Below are 17,658 nucleotides of genomic sequence, written 5' to 3' on the forward strand. Positions count from 1 at the left end.
CCCGCGTCGAACAGGAACGCCGACATGAAGCACCTCGCCCTGCGCACCGGCGTCCGGTGGAAGATCAGCATCGCCATCGCCGGGGTCGGCGCGCTCATCGCTGTCGCGCTCAGCCTCGTCGTCCACAACGCGGCCCGCGTCTCCATGCTCGACAACGCACGGGACACTCAGGTCGTCCGGCTCCAGTTCGCCCTGCGGCTCTTCGAGGCGAAGAAGCAACAACAGCAGCAGCCGCAGCTCGGCTCCAAGGTCAATGACCCCAGCCTGCCCAGGGAGCTGCGGCGCCGGGCCGCCGAGAACCGGATCTCCACCCTGGTCGTCGAGCACTCCAACGGGATCCCCGACGTCTGGGCGGCCGCCCCGCTCTCCGACGGCGACGTGCTCTCGCTGCACAGCCGTTACGGCAGCAGCGCCTCCGTCCTGCAGGACCTCGACCGGGCGCTGATCATCGGCTCGGTCTCGGTGGTGCTCGGGGGCAGCGCGCTGGGCGTGCTGATCGGCGGCCAGCTCTCGCGGCGGCTGCGCAAGGCGGCCGCGGCCGCGACCAAGGTGGCACAGGGCGGCACGGACGTCCGGGTGCGGGCCGCCATCGGCGGTTTCGTACGGGACGAGACGGATGAGCTGGCCCGCGCCGTGGACGCGATGACCGACACCCTGCAGGAGCGGGTGGAGGCCGAGCGCCGGGTCACGGCCGATATCGCGCACGAGCTGCGTACGCCGGTGACCGGGCTGCTGACGGCCGCGGAGCTGCTGCCGCCCGGCCGGCCGACCGAGCTGGTACGCAACCGGGCGCAGGCGCTGCGGACCCTGGTCGAGGACGTACTGGAGGTGGCCAGGCTGGACAGCGCGTCCGAGCGGGCCGAGCTCCAGGAGATCGCGCTGGGCGAGTTCGTCAGCCGCCGGGTGTCGATAGTGGCGCCGGACGCGCAGGTCCGGGTGGTGCACGAGTCCTGGGTCAACACCGATCCGCGGCGCCTGGAGCGGATCCTCGGCAATCTCCTCGGCAACGCGGCCAAGCACGGCGGGACGCCGGTGGAGGTCACGGTCGAGGGACGGGTGGTGCGGGTGCGCGACCACGGGCCCGGCTTCCCCGACACGCTGCTGCGGGACGGGCCGAGCCGCTTCCGTACGGGCAGCAGCGACCGGGCGGGTGTCGGGCACGGTCTGGGGCTGACGATCGCGGCCGGGCAGGCCAAGGTGCTCGGGGCGCGGCTGACGTTCCGCAACGCGGCACCGGAGGGGGCGAAGGAGACGGGCGGCGCCATCGCGGTGCTCTGGCTCCCGGAACACGCGCCGACCGTCACGGGAAGCTTCCGCGCCCTGACCCGGCCCTCGTGACCACATAACGGCGGTTCCGGCGCCGGTATATGTACGCGTACGAAGCGGGCCCCGGATGCATCGCGCATCCGGGGCCCGCTCTCGTACACGTACTGCGGCCTACGGCTCCTGCACCGGTGCAGGGACGTCAGGGCCGCCGCGCAGGGCGACTTCCTTGACGAAGACGGCGGCCGCGATGACCGCGAGTCCGGCGACGGCACCCAGCAGGAATCCGCCGTGGGTTCCCGCGGCGACCGCGTACTGGTAGGCGTCCCGGGCCTTCTCCGGCAGCTTCGCCAGGCTCGCCGCGTCCAGCTGCGCCGAGGGGAGCGAGACGCCCTTGCCCATCCGCGCGGTCATCTCGTCCTGCACCTTGCTGGTGAAGAGCGCACCCATGATCGAGACGCCGAAGGAGGAGCCGAGCGTACGGAAGAGGGTGGTCGAGGACGAGGCGACGCCCATGTCCTTCATCTCGACGCTGTTCTGCGCGACCAGCATGGTGATCTGCATCAGGAAGCCCATACCGGCGCCGACCACGGCCATGTAGACACCGGTCGTCAGCCGGGTGGTGTGGACGTCCATCGTGGACAGCAGATACAGCCCGACGATCATCAGGGCGCCGCCCGCGATCGGGAAGACCTTGTACTTGCCGGTGTTGGTGGTGATCCGGCCCGCGACGAGCGAGACGGCCATCATCGCCAGCAGCATGGGCATCAGCAGCAGACCGGAGTTGGTCGCGGACGCGCCCTGCACCGACTGCTGGAACAGCGGCAGGAAGAGCATCGCGCCGAACATCACGAATCCGGTCAGGAAGCCGATGACCGACATCAGTGTGAAGTTGCGGCTGCGGAAGATGTGCAGCGGCACGATCGGTTCGGCGGCCTTGGTCTCCCAGAAGACGAAGCCGATCAGCGCGGCGACGCCGATGAAGATGAGCTCCATGACGATGGCCGAGCCCCAGGCGTACTGCGTACCGCCCCAGGTGGTGACCAGCACGATCGAGACGATGCCGATGGTGAGCAGCGCCGTACCGAGATAGTCGATCCGCCCCCGGGACCGCTTCTTGGGCAGGTGCAGCACGGTCGTGACCATGGCGAGCGCGACCGCGCCCAGCGGCAGGTTGATGTAGAAGGTCCAGCGCCAGCCGAGGTGGTCGGTGATGGCACCGCCGACGAGCGGCCCGCCGATCATCGCGACCGCCATGACGCCGGCCATCATTCCCTGGTATTTGCCGCGCTCACGCGGCGGAATCAGGTCGCCGATGATCGCCATGACGCCGACCATCAGGCCGCCGGCGCCGAGGCCCTGGATGGCCCGGAAACCGATGAGCTGGCTCATGTCCTGCGCCATCCCGCTCAGCGCGGAGCCGATCAGGAAGATCACGATGGAGGCGAGGAAGGCGCCCTTACGCCCGTACATGTCGCCGACCTTGCCCCAGATGGGCGTGGAGGCCGCCGTCGCCAGTGTGTACGCGGTCACCACCCAGGACAGGTGTGCCAGCCCGCCCAGCTCGCCGACGATGGTCGGCATCGCGGTGTTCACGATCATGTTGTCGAGCATCGCGAGCAACATCGCGATCATCAGCGCGAACAGCACCACCCGGACGCTGCGCGGCTGTGGCTCGGTCTTGCCCCCCGCTTCCGATCTCGCCAGTTCTGCGGTTTCCGACACGTACCCCACCACTCCCCTGAACCTGCCGGGCTCGGTCTGTTTACTTACTTGCCGCCCGGCTAGTTTGATTACACCGGGAGAAGGTAGCCTTGTACTAGCCGGGCGTCAAGTAAGTATCGCGGGAGAGCACCAATGGGCAGCAGAGGAAACACCCGCCAGCGGATCCAGGACGTCGCGCTGGACCTCTTCGTCGAGCAGGGATACGAGAAGACCTCGCTCCGGGAGATCGCCGAGAAGCTCGATGTCACCAAGGCGGCGCTGTACTACCACTTCAAGACCAAGGAAGACATCCTCATCAGCCTCTTCCACGACCTCTCGGCACCCATCGACGAGGTCATCGCGTGGGGCCAGGGCCGGCCGCGCAGCCTGGAGACGAAGACGGAGGTCCTGCGGCGCTACAGCGAAGCACTCAGAGGCGCGGCCCCGCTCTTCCGCTTCATGCAGGAGAACCAGGGGACGGTACGGGAGCTGAGCGTCGGCGAGAACTTCAAGGACCGGATGCTGCTCCTGCTCGACCTGGTCAGAGCGCCCGACGCGTCACTGACCGACCAGGTCCGCTGCTTCTCCGCGCTGTTCACCATGCACGCGGGATCGTTCGCGCTGAAAGACGCCGAAGGCGACCCCGAGGACAAGCGCAAGGCTGTCCTCGAAGTCGCCATCGATCTCATGACCCAGGCCCACCTGGAGGCGGGCGCGGGGCGTCAGGATCCGACCGGGCAGGTCAGAACTTCACGCCGTGGGCCTTCAGGAACGGCATCGGGTTGAAGCCCGAGCCGTAGTTCGGTCCCGTGCGGACCTCGAAGTGCAGGTGCGGGCCGGTCACGTTGCCGGTCGCACCGGACTTGGCGATGACCTCACCGGTCTTCACGGTCTGGCCTATGTGGACGTCGATCTCCGACAGGTGCGCGTACTGCGAGTACGTGTTGTCGCTGTGCTTGATCTCGATCGCGTTGCCGTACGCCGGGCCGTCGCCGCCGCCGTTGGGGCCGGCCTTCACGACGGTGCCGCCGTGCGCGGCCATGACCGCGGTGCCGGTCGGGACGACGAAGTCCTGACCCGAGTGCTTGTGGGACCACATGTGGCCGGCCTCGCCGAACGGCTCACCGATCACGGGGTGCGCGACGGGCGAGATCCACTCGTTGGCGGCCTTCTTCGCCTGGGCGGCCTTGGCGGCCTTGGTGTCCTTCGCCGTCTTGGCGGTGTGCTGCGCGGCCTTCGCCTGGGCGCTGGCCTGGTGGGCGAGCGCGGTGGCGACGTTCGGGGTTCCTGCGGCTGCGGTGGCCGGGTGTGCGTCGGCAGCGACCGCGACCCCGGCTCCCAGCGCGACCGACACTCCGAGCCCGGCGGCTACGACCGCAGCGCGGGTGCGAAGCGGGGACCGGCGGGACACGTGGGACGTGGTGTGCTTCTGCATACGTGGGATCTCCGTACGTAAGTGGACCCAACCGAACAGGTCGGGCGGACCACTCATTGGTAACCCATTCCGCGTAGCACCCAAAACGTCCATCTACGACATTGCGTCGTAGGGCAAGCGCGGGAGAAGTCCCCTCGGATCACGGGCCCGGACCGCCCCGCATCCATGGACACCGATCCGCGCGGGGACGTTTAAGCGCAGATCGCCCGGGCAGGGATCGGCCCCGCGCGGTCCGTGCCCGCCGAGGGCCGAAAGTCCCGGGCGGCCCGGTCCGGAAGGCCCGGCAGCCGTCGGCACCGCGCCCCCTAGGCCGGGTAGTAGGCCAAAACACCCCTGTGGTCCATGTCACCGGCGAGGGACCAACGCCTGTCCGTTTCGGGACCTTCGGCGGGGTCTTCCCTGTCGGTCCTGGTGCCATTACCTCCGGCGTAATCGACCCGCGGCGGCGTCTGCAGCAGGCTCTTGGCTTGCAAGCACCGAAGCCCGGACCGACAGGGGAGGCCCCGATGCCGTACTTCACCACCACCACCGATGGCACCCGGCTGCACTACATCGACTACGGGGACCGCGAGGCGGACCGGACCGTCGTCTTCATCAACAGCGCGTACTTCGGTACGGAGATGTGGGAGCGCCAGATGCTTCCGCTGGCCGCCGACGGCTACCGCTGCGTCGGCCTGGACCGGCGCGGCCACGGCCGGTCCGACGACGTGTGGGGCGGGTTCGATCTCGACACGCTCGCCGACGACATCGGGGCGCTCCTGGACCATCTCGGTCTGACGGACGTCACGCTCGTCGGGCACTCGCTCGGCGCGGCGGAGGCCGTCCGGTATCTGACCCGGCACGGCAGCGGGCGGGTGGCACGGCTGGCACTGGTTGCGGGTCTGGTGCCCGGGCTCGTCCGTACCGCCGACCATCCCGGCGGGCTGGACCCGGCGGCCGTGGAAAAAGGCAATGAGGCGATCCGCCGGGACCGGTACGCGTTCTTCGCGGACGGGGTCGATGCCTTCTTCGCTCTGCAACTCCCCGAGAACCAGCGCCGGCTCCCCGATGGCCGGCATCCGGAGAACCGCCTCTCCGACGCGTACATGAGCCATCTGGCAGCTCGCTGCACCGGAGCGACCCTGCGTGCCACGGCTGCCATGTGCGACCTGGTCGTCACGCTGGACCTCGCCCCGGAGATGTCCGCGATCGACGTCCCGGCGCTGGTGGTCCACGGGACGCACGACGCCTCGACGCCCCTCGACCTCACCGGGCGCCGCTCGGCCGCGCTGATCCCGGAGTCCGAGCTGCGGATATACGAGAACGCCGGGCACGGCCTGTTCGCCACTCACGGGGACCGGCTCACCGCGGATCTGCGGGAGTTCGCGAAGGCGTGAGCTGCGGACGGCACCGGCCCGGGCGAGGGCAGGGCTGCCGGTGACGCATAAAGGGCGGCCCCGGAACCGATGACCGGTTCCGGGGCCGCCCTTTCGCTGCTCGGGCCGTTCAACGCATCGGCGTCAGACGTCCTTCGTCATGTTCGGGCCGGAGCCACCGGCCGCCTGCTCGATCGGCGGGGCGTCGGGCAGAGCCGACTTCTCCTCGCCGCGGAAGGTGAACTTCTTCTCCTCACCCTCGCCCTCGACACCGACGACCACGATGTGACCGGGGCGCAGCTCACCGAAGAGGATCTTCTCGGAGAGGATGTCCTCGATCTCCCGCTGGATCGTGCGCCGCAGCGGACGCGCGCCCATGACCGGGTCGTAGCCGTGCTTGGCGAGGAGCGACTTGGCGTCCGGGCTGAGCTCCAGGCCCATGTCCCGGTCCCGCAGCCGCTCGTCGACCTTCTCGATCATGAGGTCGACGATCTGGATGATGTCTTCCTCGGTCAGCTGGTGGAAGACCACCGTGTCGTCGACACGGTTCAGGAACTCGGGGCGGAAGTGCTGCTTCAGCTCCTCGTTGACCTTGGCCTTCATCCGGTCGTATCCGGTCTTGACGTCGCCCTGGGCCGCGAAGCCCAGATTGAAGCCCTTGGAGATGTCCCGGGTCCCGAGGTTGGTCGTCATGATGATGACCGTGTTCTTGAAGTCCACGACCCGGCCCTGGGAGTCGGTCAGACGACCGTCTTCCAGAATCTGGAGCAGGGAATTGAAGATATCGGGGTGGGCCTTCTCGACCTCGTCGAAGAGAACGACCGAGAACGGCTTCCTGCGCACCTTCTCGGTGAGCTGGCCGCCCTCTTCGTAACCCACGTATCCGGGGGGAGAACCGAAGAGACGGGAAACCGTGTGCTTCTCGCTGAACTCCGACATGTCGAGGGAGATCAGTGCGTCCTCGTCGCCGAAGAGGAATTCGGCGAGCGTCTTGGAGAGCTCGGTCTTACCGACACCGGACGGGCCGGCGAAGATGAACGAGCCACCGGGGCGCTTCGGGTCCTTCAGACCCGCACGCGTACGGCGAATCGCCTGCGACAGGGCCTTGATGGCGTCCTTCTGCCCGATGACGCGCTTGTGGAGCTCGTCCTCCATGCGGAGCAGCCGCGAGGACTCCTCCTCGGTGAGCTTGAAGACCGGGATACCGGTGGCCGTGGCCAGGACCTCGGCGATCAGCTCGCCGTCGACCTCGGCGACGACGTCCATGTCGCCGGCCTTCCACTCCTTCTCCCGCTTGGTCTTCGCGGCCAGCAGCTGCTTCTCCTTGTCGCGGAGCGAAGCTGCCTTCTCGAAGTCCTGGGAGTCGATGGCCGACTCCTTGTCGCGGCGGACGTTCGCGATCTTCTCGTCGAACTCGCGGAGGTCCGGCGGCGCGGTCATCCGGCGGATGCGCATCCGGGAGCCGGCCTCGTCGATCAGGTCGATCGCCTTGTCCGGCAGGAAGCGGTCCGAGATGTACCGGTCGGCCAGGGTGGCGGCCTGGACCAGGGCCTCGTCCGTGATGGAGACACGGTGGTGGGCCTCGTAGCGGTCCCGCAGACCCTTGAGGATCTCGATGGTGTGCGGGAGGGAAGGCTCCGCCACCTGGATCGGCTGGAAGCGGCGCTCAAGGGCCGCGTCCTTCTCCAGGTGCTTGCGGTACTCGTCGAGCGTGGTGGCACCGATGGTCTGGAGCTCTCCACGGGCGAGCATCGGCTTCAGGATCGAAGCCGCGTCGATCGCGCCCTCGGCGGCGCCCGCACCCACCAGGGTGTGGAGCTCGTCGATGAACAGGATGATGTCGCCGCGGGTGCGGATCTCCTTGAGGACCTTCTTCAGCCGCTCCTCGAAGTCACCGCGGTAGCGGGAACCGGCGACGAGCGCGCCGAGGTCGAGGGTGTAGAGGTGCTTGTCCTTGAGGGTCTCGGGCACCTCGCCCTTGACGATGGCCTGCGCCAGGCCCTCGACGACCGCCGTCTTTCCGACGCCGGGCTCGCCGATGAGGACCGGGTTGTTCTTGGTACGGCGCGACAGCACCTGCATGACCCGCTCGATCTCCTTCTCGCGCCCGATGACCGGGTCGAGCTTGGATTCGCGGGCGGCCTGGGTGAGGTTGCGACCGAACTGGTCCAGGACGAGCGAGGTCGAGGGCGTGCCCTCGGCGGGACCGCCTGCGGCGGCGGTCTCCTTGCCCTGGTAACCGGAGAGCAGCTGGATGACCTGCTGCCGTACCCGGTTCAGATCGGCGCCCAGCTTCACGAGGACCTGGGCTGCGACGCCCTCGCCCTCGCGGATCAGGCCGAGCAGGATGTGCTCCGTACCGATGTAGTTGTGGCCGAGCTGAAGAGCCTCCCGGAGCGACAGCTCCAGAACCTTCTTGGCACGAGGGGTGAAGGGGATGTGGCCGGACGGGGCCTGCTGCCCCTGACCGATGATCTCCTCCACCTGCTGGCGGACCGCCTCGAGCGAAATCCCGAGGCTCTCCAGGGCCTTAGCGGCGACACCCTCACCCTCATGGATAAGGCCCAGGAGAATGTGCTCGGTGCCGATGTAGTTGTGGTTGAGCATCCGGGCTTCTTCCTGAGCCAGGACGACAACCCGCCGCGCGCGGTCGGTGAACCTCTCGAACATCGTTAATCGCTCCTCAGAGCGGTCGGGCAGCGAGGGGTCGGTCCCCTCCCAGTCCTTCCGCATGCTAGTCCCGCGGGGCGGGACAGCTCATTCCAACTGCCGACACCCGTCCATGGCCTCCGGCCCGAACAGCCGACAACTGCTCCAACCCGATGGTGCGAGACGATGTTCCCGCAGGCCAGGCAGATACCCCTGTCTCCAGTACGCCGATGGCGAACGTGAGACCGCCTGAACCGCGTGTCGCCCCTCCCCACTAGGTATGTCTTACCCGCAGACACTGACAGTCCATGCGGCGCGCGACGGTTCCCCTCAGCTACGGGCGAACATCCGGGCGCCCCTGAACACATCCGCGCGCCTCTTGTTCATCAACAGAACGCAATCAAACGGAAGCACTCCGTAACCCTGGCGCATTCCGGGAGTTGCTCAGTCATGGCCTGTACCGTTCCGTCCCCCCGCGAACCGGCCGACAGCACGCGCACCATCACCGGAAGCGCCAGAACCGGAAGCGGCAGCGGCAGCACCGACAGCACCCTGCACTGGTACGAGTCCCGGCTGGGCTGGGCCGCGGTGGCCGGACCGCCGGTCCGGCTGCTGACCGGGCTGCGTTTCGACGTACTCGACCTGCCGTCCGACGCCGGGTTCGCGCTGCTGCGCAGGACGCCCGTCACGGGACCGGTGGCGCTGGAGGGCTCCCGGGTGCGGCTGCTGGTGGCGGCGGGCAGCGCCGACGAGCTGCCGGGGCTGCTCGACTGGCTGGAGTGGGGCGGGATCGCACTGGATCTGACCGCCATGGGCGCGGGCGGCCTGATCGGGGCTCCCGTGCCTCCCGGACTGCGCGGCGCACAGGGGGCCGCCCGCTGGTTGCGACCCCCCGGGCCGGGGCGCGATGTGGAGCCGGCCCTGCCCGTGTTCAGCCGGTTCGGGGAGCGGGGCGGCGCTCCCGACCTGGTACGGCTCGTGGAAGCGGCGGCGACGGAATGCCACCGGGCCCGGATGGTGCGTATCGCTGCGGCTTTCCGGGGGGCGCCCCCCGGAGCCCGGACTACGGTTGTCCGGGGTGCGAACCCCGGACCTCCCGGAAATCAGCCGTTGGCCTTCTCGTAGGCCTCACGGATGTCCGCGGGCACACGGCCGCGGTCATTCACGTTGTAACCGTTCTCCTTGGCCCACTTACGGATCTCGGCGGTGTCCTTGTTGCCGCCGACCGCGATACGGGCCTTGCCGCGGCCGCCCGCGCCACGGCCACCGGTGCGCCGGCCACCCTTGGCGTACGGCTCAAGCAGCGTGCGGAGCTTGTCCGCGTTCGCCGTGGTGAGGTCGATCTCGTAAGTCTTGCCATCCAGAGCGAACGTCACGGTCTCGTCCGCCTCGCCGCCGTCGAGGTCATCGACAAGAAGGACCTGAACCTTCTGTGCCACTGGATTTCCTTTCATCGAAAAATTCAGTACGCGGAAAGGAAACCGCTTTTCCCTGGAAAACACAAACCCCCGGCAGAGGTTCAGGAGTGCAAGAACACGGGAAACATGCGCGATTCGGACATAGGGTTCCGATGCGAAGTGCCCCTCACAGGTGCAGAAGCATCCGGCTGTTGCCCAAGGTGTTCGGCTTCACCCGTTCGAGACCGAGGAACTCGGCGACTCCCTCGTCATAGGAACGCAGCAGCTCGCTGTAGACATCTCCGTCGACAGGAGTCTCACCGATCTCGGTGAAGCCGTGCTTCGCGAAGAAGTCGACTTCGAAGGTCAGGCAGAATACCCGGCGCACCCCGATCCACCGCGCTGTCTGCAACAGCTTGTCGAGGACCTGGTGGCCCACTCCGGCGCCCTTGAACTCGCGGTCCACCGCGAGAGTGCGCACTTCTGCGAGGTCTTCCCACATCACATGGAGTGCGCCGCAGCCGACGACCCTCGCGTCGTCGTCGCGTTCCGCGACCCAGAACTCCTGGATGGACTCGTAAAGCGTCACCGTCGCTTTGTCGAGCAGGATCCGCTCGCGCACGTACGCGTCCAGGAGTCCGCGCACCGCCGGGACATCGCTGGTCCTGGCTCTGCGGACGGTGAGGGCTTTTGCTCGCGTACCTGGCATGTGCAAGACGTTATCGCCCTGCGTCTCCCTCACGGTCATCGCGGTCCGCATCCCCCTGAACGATGCGCAAAGCATCACGGAGTGCATCGCGCTGCTCGGAGGACATCATGCCGAAGAAGGCGACAAGCGCGGCCGCGGAGTTGTCACTCGTGGACCAGGCTTCGTTCATCAGTGCGGCCGAGTAGGCGGCTCGGGTGGAGACCGCCGTATATCGATAGGCACGGCCGTCCACTTCCCGGCGTACCCAGCCCTTCTGATGGAGATTGTCCAATACGGTCATCACGGTGGTGTAGGCGATGGTCCGGTCGCGTTCGAGGTCTTCCAGGACTTCCCTGACAGTGACCGGACGGTTCCACTCCCAGACCCGTGACATCACGGCGTCTTCCAGCTCTCCCAATTGACGGGGCACATCTGCACCATAGTGCGAGATGTCACGAATAGCTGGTTATTAGCGCAGAAAACACAGAAAAGGGCGTACGGCATGAAATGCCGTACGCCCTCCGAGCACAGACGCGGTCAGGCGGTGCTGCCGCCTGTCGGCTGGACCGCGGCCTCGGCGCGAGCGATGGCCGCGTCCACGGCCGCGTCTTCCTTGGCCTTGTTCGGGCCGCCCTGGGTCTTCACGATCGTTCTCACGACGATCGTGAAGAACACGGCCATCACCACGGGGGGCACAAGCGCGGAAACGTAGTCCATACGGACAGAGTAGCTATCCGGTCAGTGAGTGTTGCGACGGGGGCGCCGCCGGCTTGCGGCGTGGCGGGAAGACCTCGGACGGCTTGGGGGCCGGGCGGGGCTTGACCGGGGCCTTGTCCGGTGCCGGACGCTTCGGCTGTTCGGGGTCGTCCGACGTGCGGCCGCCGGGCAGTGCGAGCAGCCGGGTGCGCGGGCCGGGGGTCACGGCGCGGCCGGCGAGCCGGGCGCGTACCGACTGCTCGGCCAGGGCCCGGCAGCGCCTCAGCAGGGCCTCGCCCGACGGTGCGCCGCGCAGGGCGCGCAGTGCGGCGAGGTCCTCGGGGCGGGGGTCGTAACCGGCGGCCAGGGCGTCCTGGAGCAGCTCCGTGTAGCTGCTCGCCGTGCCGGGGAGTGCGTCGCGGTAGCGGGCGAGGTCGGCGAGGAGGAAGGCGCGCAGTCTGCCCGTCTCGGCGATGGTCTCGTCCACGGACTCGGCGAGACGCAGACAGTCCTGGACGTCCTCTTCTGCGACGGGGGTCGGGTTGAGGGCGATGGCAAGGGCGCGTCGGAGCACACGCAGCTCATCCGCGCTGAAGGCCATGCCGCCTCGGGATCCGTAGGGCGTGGGCATGGAACGACGATACGTACTAAAGGGACAATATCCGCTTAATGGACTGGTGGCGGCGCGGCGGGGGATACGGCGGGGATACGGTCGGCCCCGCCCGCCCCGTGCAGTCGCCCCGCCCCGGCCGCCACCCGCGTCATGGACCGGGGTGGCGGCTGCGTCCGGCTACCGGTTCACAGCCGGGCGACGTTCCGCTCGTACACCAGGCGCAGCCCGATCAGCGTCAGCCACGGCTCGTGCTCGTCGATGACCGTGGCCTCGCTGAGCACCATCGGGGCGAGACCGCCGGTGGCGATGACCGTGACGTCCGCCGGGTCGTCGGCGAGTTCCCTGGCCATCCGGTTCACCACGCCGTCGACCTGTCCGGCGAAGCCGTAGATGATGCCGGACTGCATCGCCTCCACGGTGTTCTTGCCGATCACGCTGCGCGGGCGGGCCAGCTCGATCTTGCGGAGCTGGGCGCCCTTCACGCCGAGCGCCTCGACCGAGATCTCGATGCCGGGGGCGATGACACCGCCGGTGTACTCGCCGCGCGCCGACACCGCGTCGAAGGTCGTCGCCGTACCGAAGTCGACGACGACGGCGGGGCCGCCGTAGAGCTCGACGGCGGCGACCGCGTTGATGATGCGGTCCGCGCCGACCTCCTTCGGGTTGTCCACCAGGATCGGGACGCCCGTCCTGATGCCGGGCTCGACCAGGACGGCCGGGACGTCGCCGTAGTAGCGGCGGGTCACCTCGCGCAGTTCGTGCAGGACGGAGGGGACGGTCGAGCAGACCGCGATCCCCTCGATGCCGTCGCCGAGTCCGCGGCCCAGCAGCGGGTGCATACCCATCAGGCCCTGGAGGAGTACGGCGAGTTCGTCGGCGGTGCGGCGGGCGTCGGTGGAGATGCGCCAGTGCTCCACGATCTCGTCGCCGTCGAACAGGCCGAGGACGGTGTGGGTGTTGCCGACGTCGATGGTGAGCAGCATGGATTACTCCGCCTCGCGCAGGTCGAGACCGATGTCGAGGATCGGCGAGGAGTGCGTGAGCCCGCCGACCGCCAGGTGGTCGACGCCCGTCTCCGCGTAGGCGCGGGCCGACTCCAGGGTGAGCCGCCCCGAGGACTCCAGAAGGGCGCGGCCGCCGACGAGTTCGACGGCCTCCGCGGTCTGCTCCGGGGTGAAGTTGTCCAGCAGGATGAGGTCGGCGCCCGCGTCCAGGACCTCGGTGACCTGGGCGAGGGTGTCCACCTCGACCTCGATGGCGAGGTCGGGGAACTCGGCGCGTACAAGCTTGAACGCCTCGGCGACACCACCGGCCGCGACCACGTGGTTGTCCTTGACCAGGGCCGCGTCGGAGAGCGACATCCGGTGGTTGACACCGCCGCCGCAGCGCACCGCGTACTTCTCCAGGGCGCGCAGCCCCGGTGTGGTCTTGCGGGTGTCGCGGACCTTGGCCTTGGTGCCTTCCAGTACGTCGGCCCAGGCACGGGTCGCGGTCGCGATGCCGGAGAGGCGGCACAGCAGGTTGAGCGCGCTGCGCTCGGCGGTCAGCAGGTCACGGGTGCGGGTGGTGACCGAGAGCAGCTTCTGGCCGGCGGTGACGCGCGCGCCGTCCTCGACGTGCCGCTCGACCTCGAAGGCCTCGGTGCAGACGATGGAGAGCACCGCTTCGGCGACGCGCAGGCCCGCGACCGTACCGGCCTCGCGCGCGGTGAAGTCGCCGGTGGCGACGGCGTCGGCGGGGACGGTCGCGACGCTCGTCACGTCCACGCCCCCGTCGAGGTCCTCGTCGATGGCGAGGTGCGCGATGTCCTCGACCAGCACCGGGTCGAGCCCCGAAGCGGCCAGGAGCTCGGCGAGGGCGGGGTCGAGACCGCACTCCATCGGGTCGGCATCGGCGTCGCCGAAGCCGTCGCCGCAGGCGCACGCGTCGCCGCAGCCGCCCGCCGGCTCGGCGCTCACGGCGTCGTCGCCGATCTGGTGGAGGGGGAGGTCGGGGGTGGTCACGGTCACTGCTCCTGGGGACGGTGAGGGAGGGTCGGTGGGAAGTCGGCGCTGTCCGTGGTGTGCACGGCGAGCGAACGGTCGGGGCGCAGCCGTACGACGAGGTGGCGGCGCCAGGCGTTGTCGTCGCGGTCCGCGTGGTCCTCGCGCCAGTGGCAGCCGCGGGTCTCCTCGCGGCGCTGCGCTGCGGCGGTGAGGACGCGGGCGACACAGAGGAGGTTGGTCGCCTCCCAGGCCTCGACGCCCGGTTCGGCGGGCTTCAGGGCGACGGCGGGCAGCGCTTCCGGGGCTCCCGCCGCTGCCGCGTCCATGGCGGCGCCCGCCGCCGCTTCCGCCACTGCTTCGGCTGCGGCTTCCGCCTCCGCCTCGGCGCGGATCGCCTCCAGCCGGTCCGCCGCACCCGCGAGGCTCTCCCCGGAGCGGAGCACTCCGGCGCCCGCCGTCATGATGCGCTGGATACGGAGGCGGGCCTCGGGCGGCAGGAGCGGGAGCGTAACGGGCTCCGCCGGGAGGACGGCCGCTCCGGCGCGCACGCCCGCGCCCGAGCCGGCCGTGCCCGAGCCGCCCGCGCCCGTACCGGCCGTGCCCGAGGCGGCCGCACCCGTACCGGCCGCGCCTGAGCCGGCCGTGACGATGTCGTCGGCGATGCGCTCCGCGAAGACCAGGCCCTCCAGGAGGGAGTTGGACGCCAGGCGGTTCGCGCCGTGCACGCCGGTGCAGGCGACCTCACCGCAGGCGTACAGACCGGGGACGGTCGTGCGGCCGTGCAGGTCGGTGCGGACACCGCCGGAGGCGTAGTGCGCCGCCGGCGCGACCGGGACCGGCTCGGTCACCGGGTCGATGCCGTGGCTGCGGCAGGCGGCGAGGATCGTCGGGAAGCGCTGCTCCCACATCTCGGCGCCGAAGTGCCGGGCGTCGAGATACATATGCTCGGTGCCGTGCTCCTGCATCCGGCGGGTGATGGCCTTCGCCACGATGTCGCGGGGGGCCAGCTCGGCCAGCTCGTGCTGCCCGGTCATGAAGCGGACGCCGTCGGCGTCGACGAGATGGGCGCCTTCGCCCCGTACCGCCTCGGAGACCAGCGGCTGCTGGCCCTCGGCGCCCGCGCCGAGGAAGAGCACCGTGGGGTGGAACTGGACGAATTCCAGGTCGGAGACCTCCGCGCCCGCCCGGAGCGCCAGGGCCACGCCGTCGCCGGTGGAGACGGCGGGGTTGGTGGTCGCCGAGAAGATCTGGCCCATGCCGCCGGTGGCGAGCACCACCGCGGGTGCCCGGACCGCGCCGACGCCGTCGTGCTGGCCCTCCCCCATGACGTGCAGGGTGACACCCGCCGTACGGCCTTCGGTATCGGTGAGGAGGTCGAGGACCAGGGCGTTCTCCACGGTGCGCAGCGCGGCCGCGCGGACCGCGTCGACCAGGGCGCGGGAGATCTCGGCGCCGGTGGCGTCGCCGCCCGCGTGCGCGATGCGGCGACGGTGGTGGCCGCCCTCCCGGGTGAGTGCGATCCCGCCGGTCTCGTCGGTGTCGAACTGCGCGCCGGTCGCGATCAGCCTGCGTACGGCATCGGGGCCCTCCGTCACCAGGGTGCGGACCGCCGCCTCGTCGCAGAGCCCGGCCCCCGCGACCAGCGTGTCGTCGAGGTGCTGCTGGGGGGTGTCGCCCTCGCCGAGCGCGGCGGCGATACCGCCCTGGGCCCAGCGGGTCGAGCCGTCGTCGAGGCGGGCCTTGGTCACGACGACGGTCCGCAGCCCTGCCGCTGTGCAGCGCAGCGCGGTGGTCAGGCCGGCCACTCCGGATCCGACGATCACGACGTCCGCGTCGATCTCCCAGCCGGGGGCGGGTGCGTGCAGGCGTATTCCGGTTCCGGTCACTGTGGTTCCCCGAAGGTCAGCGGGATGTTGTCGATCAGACGCGTCGTACCGACCCGGGCGGCGACCGCGAGGACCGCTTCGCCCCGGTGGCCGTCGGTGGCCTCGGTGAAGTCGGACGGGTCGATCAGGGACAGGTAGTCCAGGGAGAGCGCCGCCCCGTCGAGGACGGCCTGCGCGGCGGCGCGCACGGCCGCGGGGGTGGCGGAGGCGGCGCCGGTGAGGGCGTCCCGGCCCGCGAACAGGGCGCGGGACAGGGCCAGCGCGGTGGCCCTGTCCCCGGTGGAGAGGAAGCGGTTACGGCTGGACATCGCCAGCCCGTCCGGCTCCCGGACCGTCGGCACGCCGACAATCCCGACCGGGAAGTTGAGGTCGCGCGCCATCCGCCGTACCAGGGCGAGCTGTTGGGCGTCCTTCTGCCCGAACAGCGCGACATCGGGGCGGGTGAGGTGCAGGAGTTTGGCGACGACGGTGAGCATCCCGTCGAAGTGGCCCGGGCGCGCCGCGCCTTCGAAGCGCTCCCCCATCGGGCCCGCCGCGACCCGGACCTGCGGCTCGCCGCCCGGGTAGACCTCGTCGGCCGAGGGAGCGAAGACGGCGTCCGCGCCGGCCAGTTCGGCGATGGCGAGGTCCGCTTCGAGGGTGCGCGGGTAGCGGTCGAGGTCTTCACCCGCGCCGAACTGCAGCGGGTTGACGAAGACCGTCACGACGACCTGCCCGGCCTCGCCCACCTGCTCCCTGGCCGCCCGGACGAGGGTGGCGTGGCCCTCGTGCAGGGCGCCCATGGTCATGACGACGGCGCGGGGGGCGGGGGGCTGCGTTGTGCGGGCTCCGTGGGCTCCGGGTGTGCCGGTGCCGGGCTCGGTCCCCGTCCCGGGCCCGGTGCCTGGCTGCGTACGCCCGGTCCCGGCAAGCCCGGTCCCGGTGCGCCCGCGCGGCAGGGCGTGCAGTTCGGCTGCCGTGTGCAGCAGCGCGGTCGTGGTCATCGCGTCTCTCCGTCCGCGAGGACTCCCAGCAGGTCCTCGGCCAGTTCCGGCTTGAGCAGCCCGTGTGCGAGGGCGCGGTCCGCCGTCGTACGGGCCATCGCGAGATAGCCGGCGACGGCCTGCGGGGCGTGCTTGCGCAACTCCTCGACGTGCGCCGCGACCGTACCCGCGTCGCCCCGGGCGACCGGCCCGGTCAGCGCGGCGTCGCCGGACCTGAGGGCGTTGTCGAGGGCGGCGCCGAGGAGCGGCCCGAGCATCCGGTCGGGGGCCGCCACCCCCGCCTTACGCAGCAGCTCCATCGACTGGGCGACCAGGGTGACCAGGTGATTCGCGCCGAGGGCGAGCGCCGCGTGGTAGAGCGGACGGGACTCCTCCGAGATCCACTCGGGTTCGCCGCCCATCTCGATGACCAGCGCCTCGGCCGCGAGCCGCAGCTCATCGGGTGCGGTCACGCCGAAGGAGCAGCCGGCCAGCCGCTGGACGTCCACGGATGTGCCGGTGAAGGTCATCGCCGGGTGCAGTGCGAGCGGCAGGGCTCCGGCGCGCAGGGCGGGGTCGAGCACTCCGGTGCCGAACCGGCCCGACGTATGGACCAGGAGCTGTCCGGGCCGGACGGCGCCGGTCTCGGCCAGGCCCTCCACCAGCGCGGGAAGCGCGTCGTCCGGCACGGTCAGCAGGACCAGCTCGGCGCGGGCCAGCACCTCGGCCGGGGTGACCAGGGGGACGTCGGGGAGCAGGACGGCTGCCCTGCGGACGGATGCGTCGGAGACACCGGACGCGGCGACCGGGCGGTGCCCGGCGAGCTGGAGCGCGGCGGCGAGCGCGGGGCCCACCCGGCCCGCTCCGACCACGCCGACGGTGAGCCGCGCGGGGCGGGATTCTGCTGATGCGTTCACGTGGGACGGCCTTCCGTTCCAGTCCGCGAGGGGTACCGGACGATTTCCCCGTCATGCTACGCCCAGGATTCGGGGGAACTCGTTGGACTGTCCACAGGCTGCGGACGA

The 17,658-nt window shown here is 70.1% G+C and carries 17 protein-coding genes; 4 read left to right on the plus strand and 13 right to left on the minus strand.

Annotated features, from left to right (window positions below):
- Positions 1-24: 24 nt before the first annotated feature.
- Positions 25-1,338, plus strand: coding sequence for a two-component system sensor histidine kinase CseC (gene cseC / locus OG385_RS12915; RefSeq protein WP_266854654.1), 1,314 nt, complete (start codon positions 25-27; stop codon positions 1,336-1,338).
- A 99-nt stretch (positions 1,339-1,437) separates the two neighbouring features.
- Here cseC and OG385_RS12920 read toward each other — a convergent pair whose 3' ends face one another.
- Positions 1,438-2,988, minus strand: coding sequence for an MDR family MFS transporter (locus OG385_RS12920; protein ID WP_266854655.1), 1,551 nt, complete (start codon positions 2,986-2,988; stop codon positions 1,438-1,440).
- Positions 2,989-3,120: 132 nt separating this feature from the next.
- On the opposite strand from OG385_RS12920, the gene OG385_RS12925 reads away from it, so the two are divergent.
- Positions 3,121-3,753: a TetR/AcrR family transcriptional regulator gene (locus OG385_RS12925; RefSeq protein ID WP_266854656.1), complete on the plus strand. Its 633-nt coding sequence runs from the start codon at positions 3,121-3,123 to the stop codon at positions 3,751-3,753.
- Here the strand turns inward: OG385_RS12925 and OG385_RS12930 are convergent.
- Positions 3,710-4,402 (minus strand): M23 family metallopeptidase, encoded by a 693-nt coding sequence (locus tag OG385_RS12930; RefSeq protein WP_266854658.1) that lies wholly within the window; start codon positions 4,400-4,402, stop codon positions 3,710-3,712. The genes OG385_RS12925 and OG385_RS12930 overlap by 44 nt on opposite strands.
- A gap of 506 nt (positions 4,403-4,908) precedes the next feature.
- Between OG385_RS12930 and OG385_RS12935 the strand changes: the two genes are divergently transcribed.
- The gene (locus OG385_RS12935; protein WP_266854660.1) at positions 4,909-5,778 is read left to right on the plus strand and encodes an alpha/beta fold hydrolase; all 870 of its coding nucleotides are present in this window, start codon (positions 4,909-4,911) and stop codon (positions 5,776-5,778) included.
- A gap of 123 nt (positions 5,779-5,901) precedes the next feature.
- Here OG385_RS12935 and OG385_RS12940 read toward each other — a convergent pair whose 3' ends face one another.
- Positions 5,902-8,427, minus strand: a complete 2,526-nt coding sequence (locus OG385_RS12940; protein ID WP_164264107.1) for an ATP-dependent Clp protease ATP-binding subunit — start codon at positions 8,425-8,427, stop codon at positions 5,902-5,904.
- A gap of 429 nt (positions 8,428-8,856) precedes the next feature.
- On the opposite strand from OG385_RS12940, the gene OG385_RS12945 reads away from it, so the two are divergent.
- Positions 8,857-9,531: an SCO3374 family protein gene (locus tag OG385_RS12945; RefSeq protein WP_266854664.1), complete on the plus strand. Its 675-nt coding sequence runs from the start codon at positions 8,857-8,859 to the stop codon at positions 9,529-9,531.
- Here OG385_RS12945 and OG385_RS12950 read toward each other — a convergent pair.
- From OG385_RS12950 to OG385_RS12995, 10 genes are all read right to left on the minus strand, one after another.
- Positions 9,510-9,845, minus strand: coding sequence for an Lsr2 family protein (locus tag OG385_RS12950; RefSeq protein WP_266854665.1), 336 nt, complete (start codon positions 9,843-9,845; stop codon positions 9,510-9,512). The genes OG385_RS12945 and OG385_RS12950 overlap by 22 nt on opposite strands.
- Before the next feature lie 145 nt (positions 9,846-9,990).
- A complete protein-coding gene (locus OG385_RS12955) occupies positions 9,991-10,512 on the minus strand; it encodes an amino-acid N-acetyltransferase (RefSeq protein WP_164264100.1) in 522 nt (173 codons plus the stop codon).
- Between the two features lie 10 nt (positions 10,513-10,522).
- Positions 10,523-10,921, minus strand: coding sequence for a BlaI/MecI/CopY family transcriptional regulator (locus tag OG385_RS12960; RefSeq protein ID WP_266854666.1), 399 nt, complete (start codon positions 10,919-10,921; stop codon positions 10,523-10,525).
- A gap of 107 nt (positions 10,922-11,028) precedes the next feature.
- Positions 11,029-11,208, minus strand: a complete 180-nt coding sequence (locus tag OG385_RS12965; protein WP_266854668.1) for a hypothetical protein — start codon at positions 11,206-11,208, stop codon at positions 11,029-11,031.
- Positions 11,209-11,221: 13 nt separating this feature from the next.
- Entirely contained in the window at positions 11,222-11,788 is a 567-nt protein-coding gene (locus OG385_RS12970) for a hypothetical protein (RefSeq protein WP_266860817.1), read from the minus strand.
- Positions 11,789-11,985: 197 nt separating this feature from the next.
- The gene (locus OG385_RS12975) at positions 11,986-12,783 is read right to left on the minus strand and encodes a type III pantothenate kinase (protein WP_164267894.1); all 798 of its coding nucleotides are present in this window, start codon (positions 12,781-12,783) and stop codon (positions 11,986-11,988) included.
- A gap of 3 nt (positions 12,784-12,786) precedes the next feature.
- Complete coding sequence (nadC, locus tag OG385_RS12980) at positions 12,787-13,803, minus strand: carboxylating nicotinate-nucleotide diphosphorylase (RefSeq protein ID WP_266854671.1); 1,017 nt, start codon at positions 13,801-13,803, stop codon at positions 12,787-12,789.
- A gap of 2 nt (positions 13,804-13,805) precedes the next feature.
- Positions 13,806-15,671 (minus strand): L-aspartate oxidase, encoded by a 1,866-nt coding sequence (locus OG385_RS12985; RefSeq protein ID WP_266854673.1) that lies wholly within the window; start codon positions 15,669-15,671, stop codon positions 13,806-13,808.
- Entirely contained in the window at positions 15,668-16,654 is a 987-nt protein-coding gene (gene panC, locus OG385_RS12990) for a pantoate--beta-alanine ligase (protein ID WP_266854675.1), read from the minus strand. The genes OG385_RS12985 and panC overlap by 4 nt, the downstream gene beginning before the upstream one ends.
- On the minus strand, positions 16,651-17,550 hold the full coding sequence (locus OG385_RS12995; protein ID WP_266854676.1) for a Rossmann-like and DUF2520 domain-containing protein: 900 nt from the start codon (positions 17,548-17,550) through the stop codon (positions 16,651-16,653). Before OG385_RS12995 ends, panC begins: the two co-directional genes overlap by 4 nt.
- Between the last annotated feature and the right edge of the window lie 108 nt (positions 17,551-17,658).

Source organism: Streptomyces sp. NBC_01306 (assembly GCF_026340465.1).
Lineage (GTDB): Bacteria > Actinomycetota > Actinomycetes > Streptomycetales > Streptomycetaceae > Streptomyces.

Coding starts and splice junctions, on each gene's coding strand:
- cseC (WP_266854654.1), top strand. CDS start 25: ATGAAGCACCTCGCCCTGCGCACCGGCGTCCGGTGGAAGATCAGCATC.
- OG385_RS12925 (WP_266854656.1), top strand. CDS start 3,121: ATGGGCAGCAGAGGAAACACCCGCCAGCGGATCCAGGACGTCGCGCTG.
- OG385_RS12930 (WP_266854658.1), bottom strand. CDS start 4,402: ATGCAGAAGCACACCACGTCCCACGTGTCCCGCCGGTCCCCGCTTCGC.
- OG385_RS12935 (WP_266854660.1), top strand. CDS start 4,909: ATGCCGTACTTCACCACCACCACCGATGGCACCCGGCTGCACTACATC.
- OG385_RS12940 (WP_164264107.1), bottom strand. CDS start 8,427: ATGTTCGAGAGGTTCACCGACCGCGCGCGGCGGGTTGTCGTCCTGGCT.
- OG385_RS12945 (WP_266854664.1), top strand. CDS start 8,857: ATGGCCTGTACCGTTCCGTCCCCCCGCGAACCGGCCGACAGCACGCGC.
- OG385_RS12955 (WP_164264100.1), bottom strand. CDS start 10,512: ATGCCAGGTACGCGAGCAAAAGCCCTCACCGTCCGCAGAGCCAGGACC.
- OG385_RS12965 (WP_266854668.1), bottom strand. CDS start 11,208: ATGGACTACGTTTCCGCGCTTGTGCCCCCCGTGGTGATGGCCGTGTTC.
- OG385_RS12970 (WP_266860817.1), bottom strand. CDS start 11,788: ATGGCCTTCAGCGCGGATGAGCTGCGTGTGCTCCGACGCGCCCTTGCC.
- OG385_RS12975 (WP_164267894.1), bottom strand. CDS start 12,783: ATGCTGCTCACCATCGACGTCGGCAACACCCACACCGTCCTCGGCCTG.
- panC (WP_266854675.1), bottom strand. CDS start 16,654: ATGACCACGACCGCGCTGCTGCACACGGCAGCCGAACTGCACGCCCTG.